The 20,196-nt window shown below is 58.2% G+C and carries 20 protein-coding genes; 13 read left to right on the top strand and 7 right to left on the bottom strand.

The features are described 5' to 3' along the window. Positions 1-268: 268 nt before the first annotated feature. Positions 269-2,485 (top strand): response regulator, encoded by a 2,217-nt coding sequence (locus AC2FIZ_RS14685; protein WP_496791248.1) that lies wholly within the window; start codon positions 269-271, stop codon positions 2,483-2,485. A gap of 9 nt (positions 2,486-2,494) precedes the next feature. Next, positions 2,495-2,956: a VOC family protein gene (locus AC2FIZ_RS14680; RefSeq protein ID WP_142638563.1), complete on the top strand. Its 462-nt coding sequence runs from the start codon at positions 2,495-2,497 to the stop codon at positions 2,954-2,956. On the opposite strand, the gene yaaA is transcribed toward AC2FIZ_RS14680, so the two are convergent. The 3 genes from yaaA to AC2FIZ_RS14665 form a co-directional block, all read right to left on the bottom strand. Continuing rightward, the gene (gene yaaA / locus AC2FIZ_RS14675) at positions 2,926-3,717 is read right to left on the bottom strand and encodes a peroxide stress protein YaaA (RefSeq protein ID WP_142638565.1); all 792 of its coding nucleotides are present in this window, start codon (positions 3,715-3,717) and stop codon (positions 2,926-2,928) included. The genes AC2FIZ_RS14680 and yaaA overlap by 31 nt on opposite strands. A 33-nt stretch (positions 3,718-3,750) precedes the next feature. Then, on the bottom strand, positions 3,751-5,790 hold the full coding sequence (gene recQ / locus AC2FIZ_RS14670; protein WP_496791246.1) for a DNA helicase RecQ: 2,040 nt from the start codon (positions 5,788-5,790) through the stop codon (positions 3,751-3,753). A gap of 86 nt (positions 5,791-5,876) precedes the next feature. Further along, positions 5,877-6,167, bottom strand: a complete 291-nt coding sequence (locus tag AC2FIZ_RS14665) for a YggT family protein (protein WP_108860000.1) — start codon at positions 6,165-6,167, stop codon at positions 5,877-5,879. Between the two features lie 134 nt (positions 6,168-6,301). Between AC2FIZ_RS14665 and AC2FIZ_RS14660 the strand changes: the two genes are divergently transcribed. The 10 genes from AC2FIZ_RS14660 (at position 6,302) to smpB (ending at position 14,498) form a co-directional block, all read left to right on the top strand. Next, positions 6,302-7,669 (top strand): MFS transporter, encoded by a 1,368-nt coding sequence (locus AC2FIZ_RS14660; RefSeq protein WP_496694340.1) that lies wholly within the window; start codon positions 6,302-6,304, stop codon positions 7,667-7,669. After that, on the top strand, positions 7,666-8,529 hold the full coding sequence (gene mepA, locus AC2FIZ_RS14655; RefSeq protein WP_496791245.1) for a penicillin-insensitive murein endopeptidase: 864 nt from the start codon (positions 7,666-7,668) through the stop codon (positions 8,527-8,529). Before AC2FIZ_RS14660 ends, mepA begins: the two co-directional genes overlap by 4 nt. Continuing rightward, on the top strand, positions 8,502-9,386 hold the full coding sequence (locus tag AC2FIZ_RS14650; RefSeq protein ID WP_281973322.1) for an esterase-like activity of phytase family protein: 885 nt from the start codon (positions 8,502-8,504) through the stop codon (positions 9,384-9,386). Before mepA ends, AC2FIZ_RS14650 begins: the two co-directional genes overlap by 28 nt. 91 nt (positions 9,387-9,477) lie before the next feature. Further along, a complete protein-coding gene (locus AC2FIZ_RS14645) occupies positions 9,478-10,122 on the top strand; it encodes a queuosine precursor transporter (protein ID WP_496791244.1) in 645 nt (214 codons plus the stop codon). Between the two features lie 262 nt (positions 10,123-10,384). Continuing rightward, positions 10,385-10,804 (top strand): alternative ribosome rescue aminoacyl-tRNA hydrolase ArfB, encoded by a 420-nt coding sequence (gene arfB / locus AC2FIZ_RS14640; protein ID WP_142638575.1) that lies wholly within the window; start codon positions 10,385-10,387, stop codon positions 10,802-10,804. Between the two features lie 59 nt (positions 10,805-10,863). Continuing rightward, a complete protein-coding gene (locus AC2FIZ_RS14635) occupies positions 10,864-11,610 on the top strand; it encodes an SDR family oxidoreductase (RefSeq protein ID WP_496692794.1) in 747 nt (248 codons plus the stop codon). Positions 11,611-11,692: 82 nt separating this feature from the next. Beyond that, positions 11,693-12,706 carry a P1 family peptidase gene (locus AC2FIZ_RS14630; RefSeq protein ID WP_142638579.1) on the top strand — a complete coding sequence of 338 codons (1,014 nt, stop codon included), beginning with the start codon at positions 11,693-11,695 and terminating at the stop codon, positions 12,704-12,706. A gap of 113 nt (positions 12,707-12,819) precedes the next feature. Further along, positions 12,820-13,233, top strand: a complete 414-nt coding sequence (locus AC2FIZ_RS14625) for a c-type cytochrome (protein ID WP_142638581.1) — start codon at positions 12,820-12,822, stop codon at positions 13,231-13,233. Between the two features lie 199 nt (positions 13,234-13,432). Next, complete coding sequence (gene idi, locus AC2FIZ_RS14620) at positions 13,433-13,975, top strand: isopentenyl-diphosphate Delta-isomerase (protein WP_271951847.1); 543 nt, start codon at positions 13,433-13,435, stop codon at positions 13,973-13,975. Between the two features lie 46 nt (positions 13,976-14,021). Continuing rightward, entirely contained in the window at positions 14,022-14,498 is a 477-nt protein-coding gene (gene smpB / locus AC2FIZ_RS14615; protein WP_271951849.1) for an SsrA-binding protein SmpB, read from the top strand. A gap of 105 nt (positions 14,499-14,603) precedes the next feature. Here smpB and AC2FIZ_RS14610 read toward each other — a convergent pair whose 3' ends face one another. The 4 genes from AC2FIZ_RS14610 to panB form a co-directional block, all read right to left on the bottom strand. Beyond that, complete coding sequence (locus AC2FIZ_RS14610) at positions 14,604-15,116, bottom strand: class I SAM-dependent methyltransferase (RefSeq protein WP_282022203.1); 513 nt, start codon at positions 15,114-15,116, stop codon at positions 14,604-14,606. 192 nt (positions 15,117-15,308) lie between these two features. Then, positions 15,309-16,787, bottom strand: a complete 1,479-nt coding sequence (gene glpK, locus AC2FIZ_RS14605) for a glycerol kinase GlpK (protein ID WP_496791243.1) — start codon at positions 16,785-16,787, stop codon at positions 15,309-15,311. Between the two features lie 69 nt (positions 16,788-16,856). Continuing rightward, positions 16,857-17,699, bottom strand: a complete 843-nt coding sequence (panC, locus tag AC2FIZ_RS14600) for a pantoate--beta-alanine ligase (protein WP_496791242.1) — start codon at positions 17,697-17,699, stop codon at positions 16,857-16,859. Continuing rightward, positions 17,696-18,535, bottom strand: coding sequence for a 3-methyl-2-oxobutanoate hydroxymethyltransferase (gene panB, locus AC2FIZ_RS14595; RefSeq protein ID WP_271952346.1), 840 nt, complete (start codon positions 18,533-18,535; stop codon positions 17,696-17,698). The genes panC and panB overlap by 4 nt, the downstream gene beginning before the upstream one ends. 170 nt (positions 18,536-18,705) lie before the next feature. Here panB and AC2FIZ_RS14590 point away from each other — a divergent pair, with 170 nt between their 5' ends. After that, positions 18,706-20,193: an ABC transporter substrate-binding protein gene (locus AC2FIZ_RS14590; protein ID WP_281995708.1), complete on the top strand. Its 1,488-nt coding sequence runs from the start codon at positions 18,706-18,708 to the stop codon at positions 20,191-20,193. The last annotated feature ends 3 nt before the right edge of the window (positions 20,194-20,196 follow it).

The raw sequence follows: 20,196 nt of genomic DNA, 5'->3' as shown, positions 1-20,196 counted from the left end.
TGTCATGGTAAAGCACCGTTTGAACCGGCTTTGCTGCGTCAGGATTGTCGTGTAATCCCACACAGTTTTTTGATCTGAGCGCCTTTCGCGCATTCAGATACCGCAGATTTTGCGTTGAGTAGGAAAAGGCAGGTACCGGCGAGGCAGGCAGTTTTGGACGTTTGCGGCCTCTGAGCCTGCCATTGGTCTGTTGCAACAGGCAACGACTTAAACACTTTTTCACGCTCTGTTGGGATGCTGTGGGCAGATTGTACCGGGATCACCTTTGATGAGTCTTGCAACCAAACTGGCACAGGAAAGACGCGCACGGCTTGCCGCTGAACGTCTGCTGGAGATGAAACAGGCCGAGCTATCAGCGGCCAACCGGAAATTGGGCCTGCACGCGATGGCTCTGACTAAACGCATTGGTGAAACGCGGGCCGAGGTTGAGACGGTGCGCGATGAAAATGAAAAAGTTAAATCGGACCTGACATTGGCCAATGCCAAGATCGAAGTGGCCGAACGGCGGCTATGGCATTCGATCCAGACCTTCCCAGACGGGTTTGCATTCTTCGACGAAGAGAGCCGGTTGATCGGGGCAAATGCCTCATATTTCAGCCTGTTTGAGGGGCTGGATGAAGTAGCGCCCGGCATCAGCTATGGCAGAATTCTGGAAACCCTCACGCAGGAGGGTCTGATTGATACCGTGGACGAGGCGCAGGATGATTGGCGCGCCAGGATGCTGGCCCGTTGGAAGTTGTCCAACCCGCCGTCAGAAATCGTCAAGCTGTGGAACGGGCTCTATATCAAGCTGATTGATCAACGCGGTGGCGGTGGCGATGTGGTCAGCCTTGCGCTTGATATAACCGCCTCGGTCCGGCATCAGGCCGAACTGACCGCGGCGCGCGAACGGGCCGAGGCTGCAAACCGCGCGAAATCTGCATTCCTGGCCAATATGAGCCATGAAATCCGCACGCCCATGAACGGTATTGTTGGCATGACCGAGTTGATGACCGAAACCGCGCTGGATGAAGAACAACGGCTCTATCTCAACACGATCCGCAATTCCGGTGAAGCCTTGCTGGTGATCATCAACGATGTTCTGGATTACTCGAAGATTGAGGCGGATAAGCTGGTCTTGCACCCCGAACAGTTCGATTTCGAACGCTGTATCCTTGAGGTGGCGATGCTGCTGCAGCCCAGTGTTCGTGACAAGGGTTTAAGCCTTTTAGTCGACTATGACCTGTTTTTGCCAACCCTGTTCGTAGGCGATCCGGGCCGGGTGCGTCAGGTCTTGACCAATCTGGTTGGCAACGCTGTCAAGTTCACCGCGGAAGGGCATGTCTTGATCCGCGTCACGGGGGTCCCCCGCGCGGAGGCCCAGGCCTGTGATATTCATGTTGCCATAGAAGATACCGGTATCGGTGTTGCCGAGGATAAAGCGGCGCATATCTTTGGTGAGTTCAATCAGGTTGAGGATGAACAAAACCGACAGTTTGAAGGGACCGGGTTGGGCCTGGCCATCACCAAACGACTGATCAAATTGATGGACGGTGCCATCTGGGTCGAAAGCGAGCCGGGCCAGGGGTCCTGTTTTGGATTTCGGATAACGCTGCCGACGGTCGAAGGTCCGCAACCCGCCCCCCCGAATCTGGAAGGATGTCTGCGCCATGTGGTCGTGGTTGAAGATCTGGCTGTCAATCGAGCGATCCTGTCAAAGCAACTTGGTCGTCTGGGTGCCAAGGTTACCGAATGTACCACCGGAACCGAGGCGCTGGCTACGCTTGATGACACCGTAGATCTGGTGCTGTGCGATCACGATCTGCCGGACATGGACGGGCTGGATTTGGCGGCCACGATAAAGGGCCGGGGGTGGACGGATACCTCTGTCGTGGTCATGTCGGCCAATCCCGGCGTGATTCATGCTCATCCGGCCTGCCAGCTCATTGACGGAGTGTTGCAAAAGCCGATCCCTCGTTCAGAATTATATGCACGTCTGACCGCTCTGGGACGATCAGCGGATTCGATATCGAATGGTTCCGACACGCAAAACCCAACGGTTGCGCAGGTCAGACCGATTGCCGGGGATCAAAGGCTCATGCGGGTTCTGGCTGCTGAGGACAACAAGACCAACCAGCTGATCCTGCGCAAAATGGTCAAGGATCTGAACATTGATCTTCGCTTTGCGGGCAACGGGCTTGAGGCGGTCGCCGCCCATCTGGAATTCGACCCGGATTTGATATTCATGGATATCTCGATGCCCGGAATGGATGGTAAACAGGCCACAGGTGAAATCCGCCGCCGCGAGGTTGAAACCAATCAGCACGTCCCGATCGTAGCCCTGACCGCACATGCAATGAGCGGAGATGATCAGGGTATTTTATCGGCTGGATTGGACTATTACCTGACCAAACCGCTGCAAAAACAGAAAATCCACCAGATGATCCTTGACCATCGGCCAGACGGAACGCAACCGGTTCTTGATGACGAAACCCGAGCGTTCTAGGCTGCCGACATGACTGATGACCGTGGATTTCACCCCCGCGCGCTGGGCGAGATTGCCATTCGCTGCGCAGATATGGCCGCTATGGTGCAGTTCTATGAACAGGTGGTCGGCCTGCAGCGTCTGAGCGGTGACCATGACAGCGCTATAACCTTCTTCCGGATAGCCGAGGGGTTTGGCGGCCATACGCAAGTTCTGGCCCTGTTTCACCACAGCACCGCGCCACGACCGGGGCAACATCGGGCCGGTGCAGAAGGTCCCGTAACAGGAGCGGGATCGTCGCTGCATCATATCGCATTGTCGCTGCCCTTCGACGAGCAGGCGGCGGTCATAAGTTGGTATGACAAGATCGGCCAACCCTATCGCGTCGAGCAGTTCGGATGGGTTGGTTGGCGCGGAATTTTCACCGAAGACCCGGAAGGCAACACAGTTGAACTGGTCTCTTACGACCCGTCGATGCTGGCTGAGGCCTGATAGGGCCGGATAAAGACCGGCTTGTCGTTCTCTGACAGGTCGGGTCGATATTCATAGCCGCCCGAGTCGAACTCTGTCAGGCTGGCGGGTTCGGACAGACGGTGTTGAATAACATAGCGGGCCATCGCCCCGCGTGCCTTTTTGGCAAAGAAGCTGACGATCTTTGGCGTGCCGCCCTTGTCTTCCATGAAGACCGGCGTGATGACCCGTAATTTCAGCGCTTTGGGGTCTACTGCACCGAAATATTCCTGACTGGCGCAATTCAACAGCACATCGCTACCGGTACCGGCTGCCTGAGCGTTCAGCGCCTTGCTTAGTTGGTCGCGCCAATAATCGTACAGGTTCTTGCCGCGCCGGGTCTTCAGCCTACTGCCCATCTCAAGCCGATAGGGCTGAATGGCGTCCAGCGGACGCAATATGCCATACAGTCCGGACAGGATGCGCAGGTGATCCTGGGCCCAGGCCATCTCTTCCACATCCAGCGAAGTCGCTTCGAGCCCCTGATAGGTGTCTCCGGCAAAGGCCAGTGCGGCCGGGCGTGTCGCCACAGCATCGGGGGCGTCCGAAAAGGCGCGATAACGGTCGCGGTTCAGGCGGGCCAGATCATCGCTCAGATCCATCAGCTTTTTCAGGTCGCCCAGCGTCAGATTGCGGGCGGTTTTCGACAGGCGGATCGCGTCATCCTGAAAGTCGGGTTGCGTGACCTCAACATTCCGTTCTGCCCAATCCAGCCGTTTGGCCGGGGAAATCACTACCAGCATAGTCGCCCTCGTTTCTTGCCTGTTGGTGGGTATCTAGCTTGCCATACGCAGCACGTCCAGAAAGGCGGCTCCAAACCTTTCGTGACGGCGGTCACCCAGAACCTGTTCGATGGCGCGCGGGTCGTCTGATCGCAACTGCGCCACCTTTGCCAGTTGCGAGGCGGTACAGGTCAGCGGCTTGTCGATTCCATCAGGGCCGCGCGACAGTTGCGACTGAACTTCGAGCAGGCGGTCGTAAATCTCACCCTGATCGCGCCCGGCCAGTTTGCGGCGGGCCGGGTGCAGTTCTTCGACCGCGCCGGTCAGAACCTCCAGAAACGTGGCCCCGTATCGTTCCAACTTTTTAGCACCGATCCCGCTGATCCGGGCCATATCATCCAGCGTTGCAGGGCGGGTTTCCGCCATTTCGATCAGCGTGCGATCGGGAAAAATAACATAGGCCGGGACCCGCGCGGATTCGGCCAGCGCACGGCGTTTCGCCTTGAGTGCGCTCAGCAGCGGTGCGTCTTCTTCGGATACCATCTCTTTGACCGCAGGCCGACGGGTTGCTTTGCGGATCGTGTCCTTACGCAGGTTGATCTGCGCCTCGCCTTTCAGGATCGGCTTGGCGGCCTCAGTCATGCGCAGCGCACCGTGGCGGTCGGGATCAGGACGGACCAGATCATGGCCCATCATCTGCCGGAAGATCGCCTGCCATTGCGGGCGGGACCAGTCCTTGCCAATGCCATAGGTCGACAGATTGTCATGTCGGCGGGCGCGGATCTTGTCGGTTTCATTGCCCAACAGGATGTCGATCAGATGGCCTGCGCCGAACCATTCCTCGGTGCGCAGGATCGCGGACAGGGCCATACGAACCGGGGTGGTGCCATCGAACACTTCCGGCGGGCTGTCACACAGATCGCATTTGCCACAGGGTTCGGTCTGTTCACCGAAATAACCCAGCAAAGTCTGACGGCGGCAGGCCAGCGCCTCGGCCAAGCCAAGCAGGGCGTTCAAACGGGCGTGATCGGCCATCCGCCGGTCAGACGGAGCAAGCCCCTCGTCTATCTGTGACCGGCGCAGGCGAATGTCATCTGCCCCAAACAGGGTCAGGGTTTCTGCCGGGGCGCCATCGCGCCCGGCGCGGCCGATTTCCTGATAATAGGCCTCGATGGATTTGGGCAGGTCCGCATGGGCGACCCAGCGGATATCGGGCTTGTCGATGCCCATGCCAAAGGCAACCGTGGCCACCACGATCAGACCATCCTCGCGCGCAAAGCGGGTCTCGACGATGCGGCGATCCTCGGGATCCATGCCGCCGTGATAGTGACAGGCGGTGTGGCCTTCGGCACGCAGGGCCTGTGCCAGAACCTCGGTCTTGTTACGGGTGCCGCAATAGACAATGCCGGATTGGGTTTTGCGCGCGGCGGCAAAATCCAGGACCTGTTTGCGGGGCCCATCCTTGGCGGCAAAGGCCAGGTGGATGTTAGGCCGGTCGAACCCGCGCAGAAATTTGCGCGGGGCCGCGCCGTCAAACAGCTTTTCGACAATCTCGTCCTGCGTTTCCGCATCCGCCGTGGCGGTGAAGGCGGCCAGGGGCACGTTCAGCGCACGTCGCAGCTCTCCGATCCGAAGGTAATCGGGGCGGAAATCATGGCCCCATTGGCTGACGCAATGCGCCTCGTCCACCGCAATCAAGCTGACATTGATCCGCCGCAACATGCCCAGCGCCGATCCGGCGGCCAGACGTTCGGGAGCCATGTACAGCAGCTTGAGCCGTCCGGCCTCCAACGCCTCCCACACGGCATCGGTTTCTTCGGGGGTATTGCCGGAGGTCAGCGCGCCGGCCTCGACGCCTGCTTCCTGCAAGCCGCGCACCTGATCACGCATCAGGGCAATCAGCGGAGAGATCACTACCGTGACCCCATCACGCATCATCGCAGGCAGTTGGAAACACAGGGATTTACCACCGCCCGTCGGCATGATGGCCAGCACGTTTTCGCCCAGCGTGACGGCATCGACGATCTCTTCCTGACCGGGGCGGAAATCGTCGAATCCAAAGACATCTCGCAGCAAAGGCGCGGCGTCAAACATGTGCGGGGGTGCCCTGTTTTAAGGTTTATCTGCTCTTAAGACAGGACAATCACATACTAAGATTCACTGAACAAGAGGGATCAGCCTCAGCTCAGGGCCAGAAAGAGTTCCGGCAGGACGTAGCTTCGCAGTGAAATGATGATGATCAACACGACCAGAGGCGTCAGATCGATGCCGCCAAGATCGGGCAGCACTTTGCGAATAGGGCGATAAATCGGCTCCAGGATCCGATTCAACCCGTACCAAATCTGGGCAACGAATTGCTGGTGAAGGTTCAGAACCTGAAAGTTAATCAGCCAGCTCATTATGACCTGAATCAAGACGAACCAATAGGCGATGCTCAATACCAAGTCGATCGGGCCGAAAATTGCCATCATATTCGTATACTCCAAGTCACGTTTCGGGAGAGGTAGTGGCTAGCGCAGCAAAGAGCAAGTGCGCGCTAACAGAACCCTTGCGAAATAGGCCAAAGAACCGTCTTATGACGCCAACAATAAAAAACGGGGCAGGTATGGCAGAGATTTCCAAGCGCAAACGCATCTGGGGCTGGTGGTTCTTCGACTGGGCAAGTCAGCCCTATCACACGCTGTTGGTGACCTTTGTTTTTGGGCCCTATTTTGCCGGGGTAGCCGCCGAGTATTATCTGAACGCCGGTCTGGGTTCCGATGCCGCAGACGCACGGGCGCAGACGGTGTGGGCGAACTGCATGACCATCGTGGGGCTGATCATCGCCTTCGGTGCCCCGCTGATGGGGGCGATGGCGGATGTTTCGGGCCGTCGTATACCATGGATATTCGGCTTTTCCATCATGTACGCGGTGGGCTCTGCTGCGCTGTGGTACACGTTGCCGGACGGGTCAAACATGTGGCTGATGCTGTCGGCCTTTGGCCTGGGTTTTGTCGGGGCGGAATACGCGCTGATCTTCGCCAATTCTCAGCTGCCCGATCTGGGTGATGACAGTGAGGTGGGCGAGATATCGGGTTCGGGTTTTGCCTTTGGCTATTTCGGCGGGCTTATCTCGCTGGCAATCATGCTGGCCCTGTTTGTTGAGCAGGGTAATGGCAAGACCCTGATCGGCATGGACCCTGTTTTTGGTCTGGACGCCGCAGCACGCGAAGGCACGCGATTTGTCGGGCCGTTCACCGCCGTGTGGTTCATTCTGTTCATGATCCCCTATTTCCTGTGGGTGCGCGACGATCCAGATGTCGAAAAGAAAGGCAGCGTCAAAGAGGCGCTGCAGCTGCTGGTCAAATCAGTCTCTAACCTGCGCAATCGCGTTAGCCTCGCCAGCTATCTGGGCTCGTCCATGTTCTATCGTGACGCGTTGAACGGGCTGTATACATTTGGCGGCGTTTATGCGCGGCTGGTGCTGGAATGGGATCTGATCAAGATCGGCGTATTCGGGATTGTCAGCGTTCTGGCTGCGGCAGCCTTTGCCTGGCTTGGCGGCAAGCTGGACAAGAAATACGGCCCCAAACCTGTCATTCTGGTTGCGATCTGGGTACTGATCTTTGTCTGTATCACCGTCGTGATGATGGACCGGACCCAGATCTACGGCATCGCCCTGCCCGAAGGGTCGGGCCTGCCGGATCTGGTGTTCTTTGGTTGCGGTGTTCTGATCGGCGGCATGGGGGGTATCCTACAATCGGCCAGCCGTTCTCTGATGGTGCGCCACACCGATCCCGCTGCCCCGGTCGAGAGCTTTGGCCTGTATGGCTTGTCCGGCCGCGCCACCGCATTTGCGGCCCCGTTGTTGATCGGGATTGCCACAACTGTGACCGGTAGTGCGCGACTGGGGGTGTCACCCATAGTTCTGTTGTTTATTCTGGGACTGTTCCTAATGCGCTGGGTGAAACCGGAAGGGGATCAGAGCAGATGATTTTATTACGTTTTTTCGCGGTCATTGCCGCAATCACATTCGCCGGTACCGCAGGTTCCGAGCCGCTGGCCAAGCAGTTATTCGGAGGCCAAAAGCAAAGTTCACAACAAAAATCGGCCGCTTTCGGCAGTTATTCGCGCGGCTGTGCGGCGGGGGCGGTACAACTGCCCGAAACCGGACCCACATGGCAGGCTATGCGCCTGTCACGCAACCGCAACTGGGGCCATCCGCAGGCGATCGACTATGTCCAGGATCTGAGCCGGTTTGCGGCCAAGCAGTCAGGATGGAATGGTCTCTATATAGGCGATATCAGCCAGCCGCGCGGCGGGCCGATGACATCGGGCCACCGCAGCCACCAGCTGGGTCTGGACATCGATATCTGGATGCTGCCCGGTGACAACATGCGTCTTTCCCGCAAGGCGCGCGAGAATATCTCTTCGATTTCCCTGCGCCGCTCGAACGGTGCCTTCGTCAACGGCAGCTGGACCAAACAGCATCACGCAGTGCTGCGTGAGGCGGCAAAAGACAAGCGCGTGGCGCGGATATTCGTCTTTCCCGGTGCCAAGGTGCAGATGTGCAATGACGAAAAGGGAAACCGCGCTTACCTGCGTAAAATCCGGCCGTGGTGGGGCCATCACTATCATTTCCACGTGCGGTTGGCCTGTCCAAGAGGATCAAGCGGCTGCGTGAATCAGGATCCGCCGCCCAAGGGTGATGGTTGCGCCGAAGCACAGCAATGGGTTAACAACATCCTCAACCCGCCACCGCCCGATCCAAACGCGCCTGCACCCAAGAAGCGACGCGAATACCGGCTGGCCGATCTGCCCAAGCAATGCACAAACGTCTTGCAATCCAACTGATCGCGGCGCTGCTGCTGACAGGTATGGTCTGGGCGGAGGGGGTAAAGCCTGCCGCTTTGCTGAACAATTTTGCATGGCGACATCAGGCGGATTGGTTCGGCGGATATTCCGGAATTCACATCTTTGACGGTGGCACCCGCATGATCGCGCTGAGTGATCGTGCAACGATGTTGGACGCTCGTATTGATCGAAACGAAGATGAGATTACTGGCATCGAGATCCAGCGGCTCTGGCCCATCCTGTCCAGCACCGGCAAGGTTCTGGTGGGCACCGCGGGCGATTCCGAAGGCCTGGTAATCGCCCCTGACGGTGGGGTCTATATCTCATTCGAGGGTGTGCACCGGGTGGCTTATTATTCCGATCCAACCGGCCCGGCGCAGGTTCTGCCACGCCCCAAAGCCTTTGAGGTTCTTGACCATAACGGCTCGTTCGAGGCACTGGCCATTGACAGGCTTGGGCGGCTGTACACCCTGACCGAAAAGAGCCGTACCGTATCGGGGGACATACCGGTATATCGTTGGGATGGTCTGTCGTGGTCGACACCTTTTGTCCTGCCGCAACGGGGCAAGTTCCTGCCAGTAGCCGCGGATTTCGGCCCCGACGGGCGGTTCTATGTGCTGGAACGATCGGTGTCCCTGACAGGCTTTCGGTCGCAGCTCAGGCGTTGGGAACTGAATGGTGACACTCCGCAATCCGAAGAGATCTTGCTGCAAACCGCGCGCGGGACGCATGACAACCTCGAAGGCCTGTCGGTCTGGCGTGACGATCAGGGAAGGTTGCGGGTTACGATGATTTCGGATGACAATTTTCTGGCCATTCAGCGGACGGAACTGGTGGAATATCTGCTGCCCGATTGACAGGCTTGAAACAAAGGTCTAAACGCACGGCTTGCCTTGGGACAGTCCCTTGGCCAAGTCGCCGCTACCTTGTCAAAACGGGCATCAAAATATGCAACGCGCTTTTATTCCCGGCATCCTTGCCATGGCCACCATCGTTGTGGCTTCGAACATTCTGGTCCAGTTCCTGATCCTTGACGGGCTGTTGACCTGGGGTGCTTTCACCTATCCGCTGGCCTTTCTGGTCACCGACATCATGAACCGCGTCTATGGCGTGGCAACCGCCCGCAAGGTCGTGTTTGCCGGGTTCGTCACCGGCATCGTCTGCTCGCTGATCGGCAGCCAGATCATGCTGCAGGGCGACGGGTTCACCTATGCCGCTGTGCCGCTGCGGATCGCTGTTGCCTCTGGCACTGCTTTCCTGATCGCCCAGCTGACCGATGTCACCGTGTTCAATGCAATGCGCGGGGGTCGCTGGTGGCGCGCACCGCTGGTCTCGACCCTAGTGGGTTCGGCGCTGGATACAGCATTGTTCTTCACTATCGCCTTTTCTGCCTCGATCGCGATCTTCGGCGCCAATGCAGACGCCGCGATCAACTGGGCGTGGGAGCCTGTTCCCTTCATGCTGTCTGGCCCGATGGCACCCCTATGGGTCACGCTGGCCTTTGCGGACTGGCTGGTAAAGTTGTCGCTGGCGCTGATTGCGCTGATCCCCTTCAGGGTGATCGTTGCGCGCCTGACCGCGCAGCCCGTGTAAAAAACGCTTTGAGAATGGCACAGCTTGTGTCACCATCCTAGTTAACCGCAACAGATAGAAAAGGAGGTGATCCAGTGTCGAGAAAGAGATTGGAGAGAGGTGTTGGAACAACCGGGGGGATCGCCCGTTAGGGCAGCCCTTGGCGGAGCGCTCGCTCCGGCTGGTCGATTGATCTAACCGACCCAACCTCCTGAACTTTCGAAGGGCCGTCCTGCTAGGGCGGCCCTTTTTGTTTCCGCACAGCACTTGTAAGGTCCGCCCCATGTTGCGGATCAATGACGATATCACCCTGCAAGACTGGGAAATGACCGAAAGCTTTGTGCGCTCTTCCGGCCCTGGCGGGCAGAACGTGAACAAGGTTTCGACCGCAGTCGAGTTGCGGTTCGAAGCGGCGCGCTCGCCCTCACTGCCTGATCCGGTCAAGGCGCGGCTGAAACGGTTGGCTGGGCGGCGCTGGACCAAAGAGGGCGCGATCATCATCCAGTGCGAGGAAACGCGTAGCCAGGCTCGCAACCGCGAGATTGCGCGGGTGCGATTGGCTGAACTGATCACCCGCGCGCTGGTCAAACCCAAACGGCGTATCGCCACCAAGCCCACCTATGGCTCGGTCAAACGTCGATTGGCCGCCAAAAAGGCCCGTTCGGATGTCAAATCTCTGCGCGGCAGGGTCGACGAAGATTGATCTGGTAACTTCTTTGCGCCTTGCTACTCTGCCTTGACAGGCGACAAGGAGGCAAAGCTATGAGGTTGGAGGGAAAAACCGCAATCGTAACAGGCGGCGCGTCCGGGTTCGGGGCCGGTATCGCGCAGAAGTTCAATGCAGAGGGCGCACGCGTTATGATCGCGGATATCAACGGCGCTGCGGCCCGCGAAATGGCAGAAACGCTGGGCGCGCAGGCCATCGCGCAGCAGGTTGATGTGGCCAGCACGGCATCGGTTCAGGAAATGGCGGACACCGCCCACGACGCCTTTGGCAGGCTCGACATCCTGGTCAACAATGCCGGAGTGACCCATCTGCCTACACCGCTAGAAGACGTCTCCGAAGAGGATTTCGACCGTGTCTTCAACGTGAACATGAAATCCGTCTATCTGACCGCCCGCGCCTTTGTGCCGATGATGAAGGCACGCGGAACCGGGGCGATCCTGAACATCGCCTCAACCGCCGGGCTGTCCCCGCGCCCCAACCTGAACTGGTATAACGCGTCCAAGGGTTGGATGATCACCGCAACCAAAACCATGGCGGTGGAACTCGCCCCGTCCGGCGTGCGTGTCAACGCGATCTGCCCCGTTGCGGGCGAAACCCCATTGCTGAAATCCTTCATGGGCGAAGACACCCCCGAGATTCGCGCCAAATTCCTGTCGACCATCCCATTGGGTCGCTTCTCGACTCCCGAAGACATGGCCAACGCCGCCTGCTTTCTGTGCTCGGATGAAGCCACTATGATTACGGGCACCACGCTCGAAGTGGACGGGGGCCGATGCATTTGATCCGGACTTCATTTGGCTCAAAATATCTCCGCCAGAGGCAGCGCGCCGAGGCGCGCTTCCCTGCCCAACGTCAGAGGTTTCGATGACTCCCGGATCCAAAAACCTGATCACCGATGTCCCAGGGCTGAAGGTCGGCAACGCGCAGGACGAGGCGTTGAAATCGGGCACAACTGTTCTGACGGCGGACAAACCCTTTGTTGCTTCTGTCCATGTAATGGGGGGCGCGCCGGGCACGCGTGAAACTGACTTGTTGGCACCGGACAAAACCGTTGATCAAATCGATGCGATCGCGCTGTCTGGTGGCTCGGCTTTCGGGTTGGACGCCTGCTCAGGGGTTACGGATGGTTTGCGGGGCGACGGGCGCGGCTTTGCTGTCGGGAATGCGATTGTGCCCATCGTGCCGGGAGCAATTCTGTTCGATTTACTCAATGGCGGCGATAAAACTTGGTCCGAGAATCCATACCGCGCTCTCGGAAAGGCAGCCTACCACGCTGCCGCAGAACGTTTTGCGCTCGGTTCAGTCGGGGCAGGAACCGGCGCATTGGCGGCTATGCAAAAAGGTGGCCTGGGTTCTGCATCGTTGGTTCTGGACGACGGCATCACTGTAGGCGCGCTTGTGGCAGCCAATCCGGTTGGCAGCGTCACGACACCTGGGGATCGCCACTTCTGGGCGGCGCCATTCGAGATCGACAACGAATTTGGCGGCCTGGGGCCAGACCTCTCATCGGGTCAAGCACAGATTCAGCAAAGCCGCAAAGCTCTAGCTATGGGGCAGGTTGACCCAGACCGGGCCAACACGGCCATTGCAATTGTCGCAACTGATGCCGCGTTAACCAAGACACAGTGCCACCGCCTGGCGGTGACAGCTCATGATGGCATCGCTCGCGCGATTGTGCCTGCGCATACTTCACAAGATGGTGATCTGGTTTTCGGCATCAGCACTTCCGGTCAAGCTGTTGACCCAAGCGTGCTGCCTATGATCGCGCATGCAGCCTCGGTTTGCCTGTCGCGGGCGATCGCCCGTGCGATTTATCTGGCGTCACCCAGTGCAGGCGATCTTCTGCCCTGTTGGGCAGACGTACATGACTTAAGTTAAGGACGACCCGATCCCGGCTGTGACACAGTGCCATCGCGCGGCAATCTGCGCGTTGACTCTCTGCCGCGCCAGAGGTCCTTTCTGTGCAGCCAATTCGTATCGGAGCAAAAGTTATGAATCGTATCCTCGCGACCGCAATTGCCGGCCTACTGGCCCTTCCAGTCTATGCTGAAGGTGACACCGAAGCTGGCAAGAAAGCCTTCAACAAATGCAAATCCTGCCATCTGATTGCTGATCCCGATGGCGAGGTGATCGTAAAGGGCGGAAAAACCGGCCCGAACCTCTATGGGGTTGCAGGCCGTACTGCTGGGACGGTCGAAGGGTTCAAATACGGTGACAGCATTGTCGAAGCCGGTGAAAACGGCTTGGTCTGGGACGAGGCAACCTTTGTCGAATATGCCCAGGACCCCAAAGCCTTCCTGCAATCCTATCTGGATCAGACCTCGGCCAAGTCCAAAATGACCTTCAAGCTGAAAAAGGGTGCTGAGGACGTTTACGCCTATATCGTCAGTGTTTCGGGCGAATAACCTGGGAAACCACGCAATCGGTAAGACCAGAAAAGGCCGCAGCCCCTGCGGCCTTTCGTGCGGTTGATAACCGGATCAATAGACGCCAGTTTGGAATCGCGTGGTGCATTGCCCGCTTTGCACCACAGCCAAGCCTATCAGGCCAAAGCTATTCCGGAATTCCCGGTCGCCCAGGCGGATCGGCAGCAGGAGACGACAAATGGGAATCATGATCCCGGCCTGGGTTGATGGTGAATTGACCCCCGTTGAAAAGCTTGAAGCCCATGAAAAGGGTCTGCGGCACAAAGCGGTGTCGGTCTTTGTTGTGCGCGGCACCGAGATTTTGCTGCAGCGCCGGGCGATGGGCAAATACCACACGCCCGGCCTGTGGGCGAATACCTGTTGTACCCATCCTGACTGGGGTGAGATGCCCTCGGTCTGTGCAGTGCGTCGCTTGCAAGAGGAACTGGGGATCACTGGGCTGTATCCCGAATATCGTCACCGTTTGGAATATCACGCCGATGTCGGCAATTCGCTGATCGAGCATGAGGTGGTGGATGTTTTCCTCGCTCATGTCCGCGGGCCACTGAAGATCGAGCCGAACCCCGAGGAAGTGATGGATATCCGCTGGATCGACTACCACGATCTGCTGGCCGAGGTGCAGCGCCATCCTGACCGGTTTACGCCTTGGCTGAAAATCTATCTGCACAACCACGCCGACACGATTTTCGGCCCCGATCTGATTATCTCGGCCAAATCCTGATGCACCTGCTTGCAAGGTCCGCCCAAGGGGCATAAATCAACCCGTCATGGCCAAGCAGAAGACAGACCCGAATTACAAAGTCATCGCCGAAAACCGGCGCGCCCGCTTCGATTACGCGATCGAAGAGGATATCGAGTGCGGCATCATTCTGCACGGGTCCGAGGTCAAATCCCTGCGGGCAGGCGGGTCGAACATCGCCGAAAGCTATGCCACGGTTGATGACGGAGAGCTGTGGTTGGTCAACAGCTATGTCGCCCCTTACGAACAGGCCAAGGTATTCAAACACGAAGAACGTCGTCGCCGTAAGTTGTTGGTGTCGCGCAAAGAGCTGTCAAATCTGTGGAACGCGACCCAACGCAAAGGCATGACGCTTGTGCCGCTGGTCCTGTATTTCAACCACAAGGGCCTGGCCAAGATTAAGATCGGCATCGCCAAGGGTAAGAAAAACCACGACAAGCGCGAAACCCAGGCCAAGCGCGACTGGTCACGGCAAAAGCAACGCTTGCTGAAAGATCACAGCTAAAGGCGCTCGATTATCGGTTGTCAGATGGATTTGATCCTCGCGTTCTCAATCAGGCTACCGGGACTACAGATACGGCAGATATCCGGTTCGAGCCCAATGTGTTCGTTAAGATCGGCGCATAAACAGATAACCGCGTTCTGCGAAATGTGTTTTCCAATCCAAACCATGGGCCAAAGCGGTGGCTTTAAAGTCTGCAATATTGGGCGACTCATCCGCGATTAGAAGCCATCCGTCATCGCTTACATGGTCCATCAACGAATTCAGAACCGTGCCCCGAGATGGGCGATCTAACATGTGCAGTGTTCGGTCGATCAGCACTATGTCAAATAGACCCTCTGGGTTGTAGGTAGTGATGTCGGCCACAACACCTTCAACTTTTAAATTTTCTTTTGTCGCTGCAGCTCTTAGGTCGCGAATGCCATTGGGGGATATGTCCACTCCCACAACGCGATGCCCCAAATTCGCAATGAAAATAGCGTCACGGCCTTGTCCGCACCCCACGTCGAGGACACGAACGTTATGTTGGTCGAGTTGGTCGAAAAATTTGACAAAAACCGAAGTTGGTTGCCCCAGTGCATTTCGTGTCTCGCCGTACAGTTTGTCGTAATTGTAAGCCATGGAATCAGCGTTAGTAGATATCCACGTGATTAGCTAAGTGAAATATTTCGTGAGCGGCAGGAATGTCCCGCTCTACCGACATTGACCATCAGCCTAACTCGCAGCACTGACTTGCCGTAGAAATTCACCGTTCGCACAGGTGGCCCCAAAAAACCCAACCTTGAACAAAGCAGAGCCCAAATGCGGCAGCGATCAGAACGCCATGGCCGCCTGAACAGCGCGTTGCCAGCGGTCATAGGCGGCGTCGCGTTCCTCTGTGGAGAGTTTGGGTTCGAACCGGCGATCCAGCGCCCAGGTTTCTGCGAATTCCTGTTGGTCGGGGTAGATGCCCGCGCGCATACCGGCCAGCCAGGCCGCGCCCAGAGCGGTGGTTTCCTGCATCACGGGTCGGTCGACCTCGGCGCCGAGGTAATCCGACAGGCCTTGCATCGCCCAATCGGATGCGCTGGCACCGCCGTCGACGCGTAAGATGACATCGGTATCTGCGCCCCAGTCGCCCTGCATGGCATGCCACAGGTCTCGGGTCTGATAGGCGATGCTTTCCAGTGTTGCCTTGGCAAATTCTGCCCGGCCGGAATTGCGGGTCAGCCCAAAGACCGCGCCCCGGCAATCGGGTTTCCAATAGGGCGCGCCCAATCCGGTGAACGCAGGCACCAGCACAACATGCTGGTTCGGGTCGGCCTGCTGCGCCAGCTCGCCACTTTCCGGGGCGGTTTCGATGATCTGCAGCGCATCGCGCAGCCATTGGACTGCTGCGCCTGCGACAAAAATCGAACCCTCAAGTGCATAGGTTCTTTGTCCGTCCAACTGATAGGCGATCGTCGTCAGTAGGCGGTTCTTCGAGGCGACCGGCTGTGGCCCGGTATTCAACAGCGCAAAACAGCCTGTCCCATAGGTCGATTTCATCATGCCGGGCTGAAAACAGGCCTGCCCGATAGTCGCGGCCTGCTGATCGCCCGCAACACCCAGAATCGGGATTTTTCCCCCAATCAGAGTCGTTTCTCCGAAATCCGAGGCGCAATCCTGTACCTCGGGCAGCATGGACATGGGCACATCCAACAGATCGCAGATCTCGGTGCTCCAACAGCCTTTGTGGATGTCGAACAGCAGTGTGCGGGCAGCGTTGGTGGCGTCTGTCACGTGGTTGCAGCCTTCGGTCAGGCGCCAGATCAGGAAACTGTCGATGGTGCCGAACAGTAGATCGCCTGCCTCGGCGCGGTCGCGGGCGCCGGGGACATTATCCAGTAGCCATTTGACTTTGGTGCCCGAAAAATACGGGTCCAGCAACAGCCCGGTCTGCTGGGTCACGTCATCCTCGCAACCGGCCTGCTTGTAGCGGGCGCAGATATCGGCGGTGCGTCGATCCTGCCAGACGATTGCGTTGTGGATAGGCTCGCCGGTCTGTTTATCCCAGACCACGGTTGTTTCACGCTGGTTGGTGATGCCGATACCGGCAATCTGATCGGGGGTTGCGCCAACGCTCTGCATCACCTCGCGGCAGACACGTAGGACGCTGTCCCAGATTTCCTCGGGATCGTGTTCGACCCAGCCTTCTTGTGGGAAATGCTGCGTGAATTCATGCTGCGCGGTGCCTGCCCGTTGCATGTCCGCGTCGAACAGAATGGCCCGTGATGATGTGGTGCCCTGATCAATGGCAAGAATATAGGTCACGCCTGCGCCCCCCTTCGCATTTGGTTTTGCGAGACTTTAGCGCAAACAGTCGGTTGCGTACCAGAGTGTTCAGACGGGAATATTGTCGATTAGACGCACTCCATCCGCCCAGGCCGCGGCAAACAGGCGGGTGGGTCGGTCGGCATGTGTCAGCGGGTTCAGAGATTCCGCACAGCGCAGTTGGATATATTCCACTTGTGTAAAACCTGCGGCCAAAAGATCGGTACTGGCCTGTGCTGCCAGTGTGTCGAACGGGGCGCCGTTCTTTAGCGCGTTGGCCAGATCCAGCATGATGCGGTGTTTGTGCGCTGCAATCTCCACCCCCTCGGGCGAGAGGCGCTGATTGCGCGAGGACATGGCCAGACCCGAGGGTTCACGCACCGTGGGGCAGCCGATCACTTCGATCGGGATATCCAGATCGCGCGCCATGCGGCGCACGACCAGCAGCTGTTGATAGTCTTTTTCCCCAAAATAGGCTCTGTCTGCCTGGGTTTGCAGGAACAGTTTGGCGACCACAGTGGCGACGCCATCGAAATGGCCGGGGCGGAATTCGCCCTCCATCACACTGGTCAGGCCAGTTACAGATACGGTGGTGGCAAAGCCTTGCGGGTAGATCTCGTCCGGGTCCGGCACATAAATTGCATCAACGCCATAGGGGGCCAGTTTCTGAGCATCTTCGATTTCGGTGCGCGGATAATTGGCCAGATCCTCGGGGTTGTTAAACTGCGTTGGGTTCACGAAAATCGTCACGATAACTCGGTCGGTGCCATTTTTGGCCGCCTCAACCAGAGACAGATGCCCCGGATGCAACGCGCCCATAGTTGGGACGACGCCGATTGCCTCACCATTCTTGCGCCAGTTGGCGGTCAAGGCGCGCAGATCGGAGAGGCGACGCAGGATCGGAGCGGTCATTTAGCTGTGCCCTGTGACGGAGCCTGATTGGCAAAGACATGTTCATCGGCGGGGAAAGCGCGTGCGCGCACTTCGGCGGCGTACTCGGCGATGGCGGCCTCGGCCAGTGGCCCCAGCTCGGCATATCGTTTGACGAATTTCGGTTTGAAAGCGGTGAAAAAGCCGACCATGTCGTCCACCACAAGTATTTGCCCGTCACATTCGGCGGACGCGCCAATGCCGATAGTAGGGATGGCGACCTCGGCAGTGATTTGGTTGGCTAGACCCTGCGGGACCTTCTCTAACACAAGGGAAAAGGCGCCTGCATCAGCCACGGCATGGGCATCGGCCAGTACCGTCTGTGCCTGAACATCACGGCCCTGCACCTTATATCCACCTAGCGTGTTGATCGACTGTGGGGTCAGGCCGATATGCGCCATCACCGGGATGCCGCGCTTGACCAGAAAGCGGATGGTTTCGGCCATTTCGACCCCGCCCTCTAGCTTGATCGCACCGGCACCGGTTTCCGCCATCAGGCGGGCGGCATTGCGGAACGCCTGTGAGGGGCTTTCCTCGTAACTGGCAAAGGGCATGTCGATGACCATCATCGCCTTGTCCAGCCCGCGAGCAACAGCCTGACCATGCAGGATCATCATCTCCATCGTCACGCCAAGGGTGGATTCCAACCCGTGTAGCACCATGCCGACACTGTCACCGACCAGAACAAAGTCGCAATGATCATCCATCAGTCGGGCCATCGGAGTTGTATATGCGGTCAGACTGACCAGTGGCTCGCCACCTTTTCGGGCGCGAATATCCACGGCATTCGGGGCTCTTTTGCGGGCGGTGGCGCTCATGCTCGCTCCTCGCGGTTCATGTTGCGGTGCGGCATAGCAGATTGGACCGGGCCAAAGATAGCCCGGTTGCGCGAACATTTCCTTGATTGACCTAAGGTTTAAAGGGACATTGGTCCGCAGACCGGTCCGCGACATGCAGGACCACGCAGTTTCAGTGGGGAGACAACGATATGACAAAGCAGATGTTTCGGTCTTTTGCATCGGCGCTGGCGATTGGAGCCAGTTTGATAGCCACCCAGGCCCTGGCCAAATCCGACATCACCATCGCAATGCAGCTTGAGCCGCCGCATCTGGACCCGACCAGCGCTGCGGCACAGGCCATCGATTCGGTTGTCTATACCAATATCTTCGAAGGTCTGACCCGGTTCATGGGCGACGGATCGGTCGTGCCCGGGCTGGCGGAAAGCTGGGAGATATCAGACGACGGCACCGTCTATACCTTTAAGCTGCGCGATGGTGTGACCTTCCACGATGGCACCACCATGGATGCCGAGGACGTCAAATTCAGCCTTGACCGGGCCCGCGCTGAAGACAGCGCCAATGCACAAAAGGCCCTGTTTGCCGGGATCGAAAGCGTTGAGGTCGTGGATCCGTTGACCGTCAGGGTCACCCTGTCAGGACCAAACGGGAATTTCCTGTTCAATATGGCCTGGGGGGATGCGGTGATTGTCGCCCCCGAAAGCATAGAGGCGATCAAGACCAACCCGGTCGGCACCGGCGCGTTTGCCTTTGGGGACTGGGTGCAGGGGGACAGCATCACGCTGACGCGAAACCCCGACTATTGGGGTGATCAGCCCGCGTTAGAGTCTGCTACATTCAAGTTCATCTCGGACCCAACCGCCGCCTTTGCCGCCATGATGGCCGAGGATGTTGATGTGTTCGACATTTTCCCGGCGCCTGAGAACATGCCGCAGTTCGAGGCTGATCCGCGCTTTCAGGTGCTTGTCGGCTCGACCGAGGGTGAGACGATTCTGTCCACCAACAACAAGCAGCCGCCCTTTGACGACATCCGGGTGCGGCAGGCGCTGGCCCATGCCATCGACCGTCAGGCAATTATTGACGGCGCGATGTTCGGCTATGGCACGCCCATCGGAACGCATTTTGCCCCGCACAACCCCGCCTATGTCGATCTGACCGGCAATTCGGCGTATGACCCCAAGAAGGCCGCGCAGTTGCTGGCCGATGCGGGCTATGCCGAAGGGTTCAAGACCACTCTGCACCTGCCGCCGCCTTCTTACGCTCGCCGCGGAGGCGAGATCATCGCCGCACAACTGGCCGAGGTCGGGATTGAGGCTGAAATCATCAATGTCGAATGGGCGCAGTGGCTGGAATCGGTGTTCAAGGGCAAGGATTTTGGTCTGACTATCGTCAGCCATACCGAGCCGATGGATATCGGCATCTATGCGCGGCCCGACTATTATTTCCAGTATGACAGCATCGACTTTCAGACGCTGATGGAGACGTTGAACGCCACCACCGACCCTGATGAGCGTACCCGCCTGTTGGGCGAAGCGCAGCGTCTGATCGCAAATGATTACGTCAACGGGTATCTGTTCCAGCTGGCCAAGCTTGGCGTTGCCAAGGCTGGCGTTCAGGGACTTTGGGAAAACGCACCCACAGCGGCCATCGACCTGACCGCCATCAGTTGGGCGGAATAAGAC

This window comes from Ruegeria sp. CDSB022 (assembly GCF_059611145.1).
The sequence above is the reverse complement of the archived record's forward strand: the minus strand, read 5'-3'. Positions and strand labels throughout refer to the sequence as shown.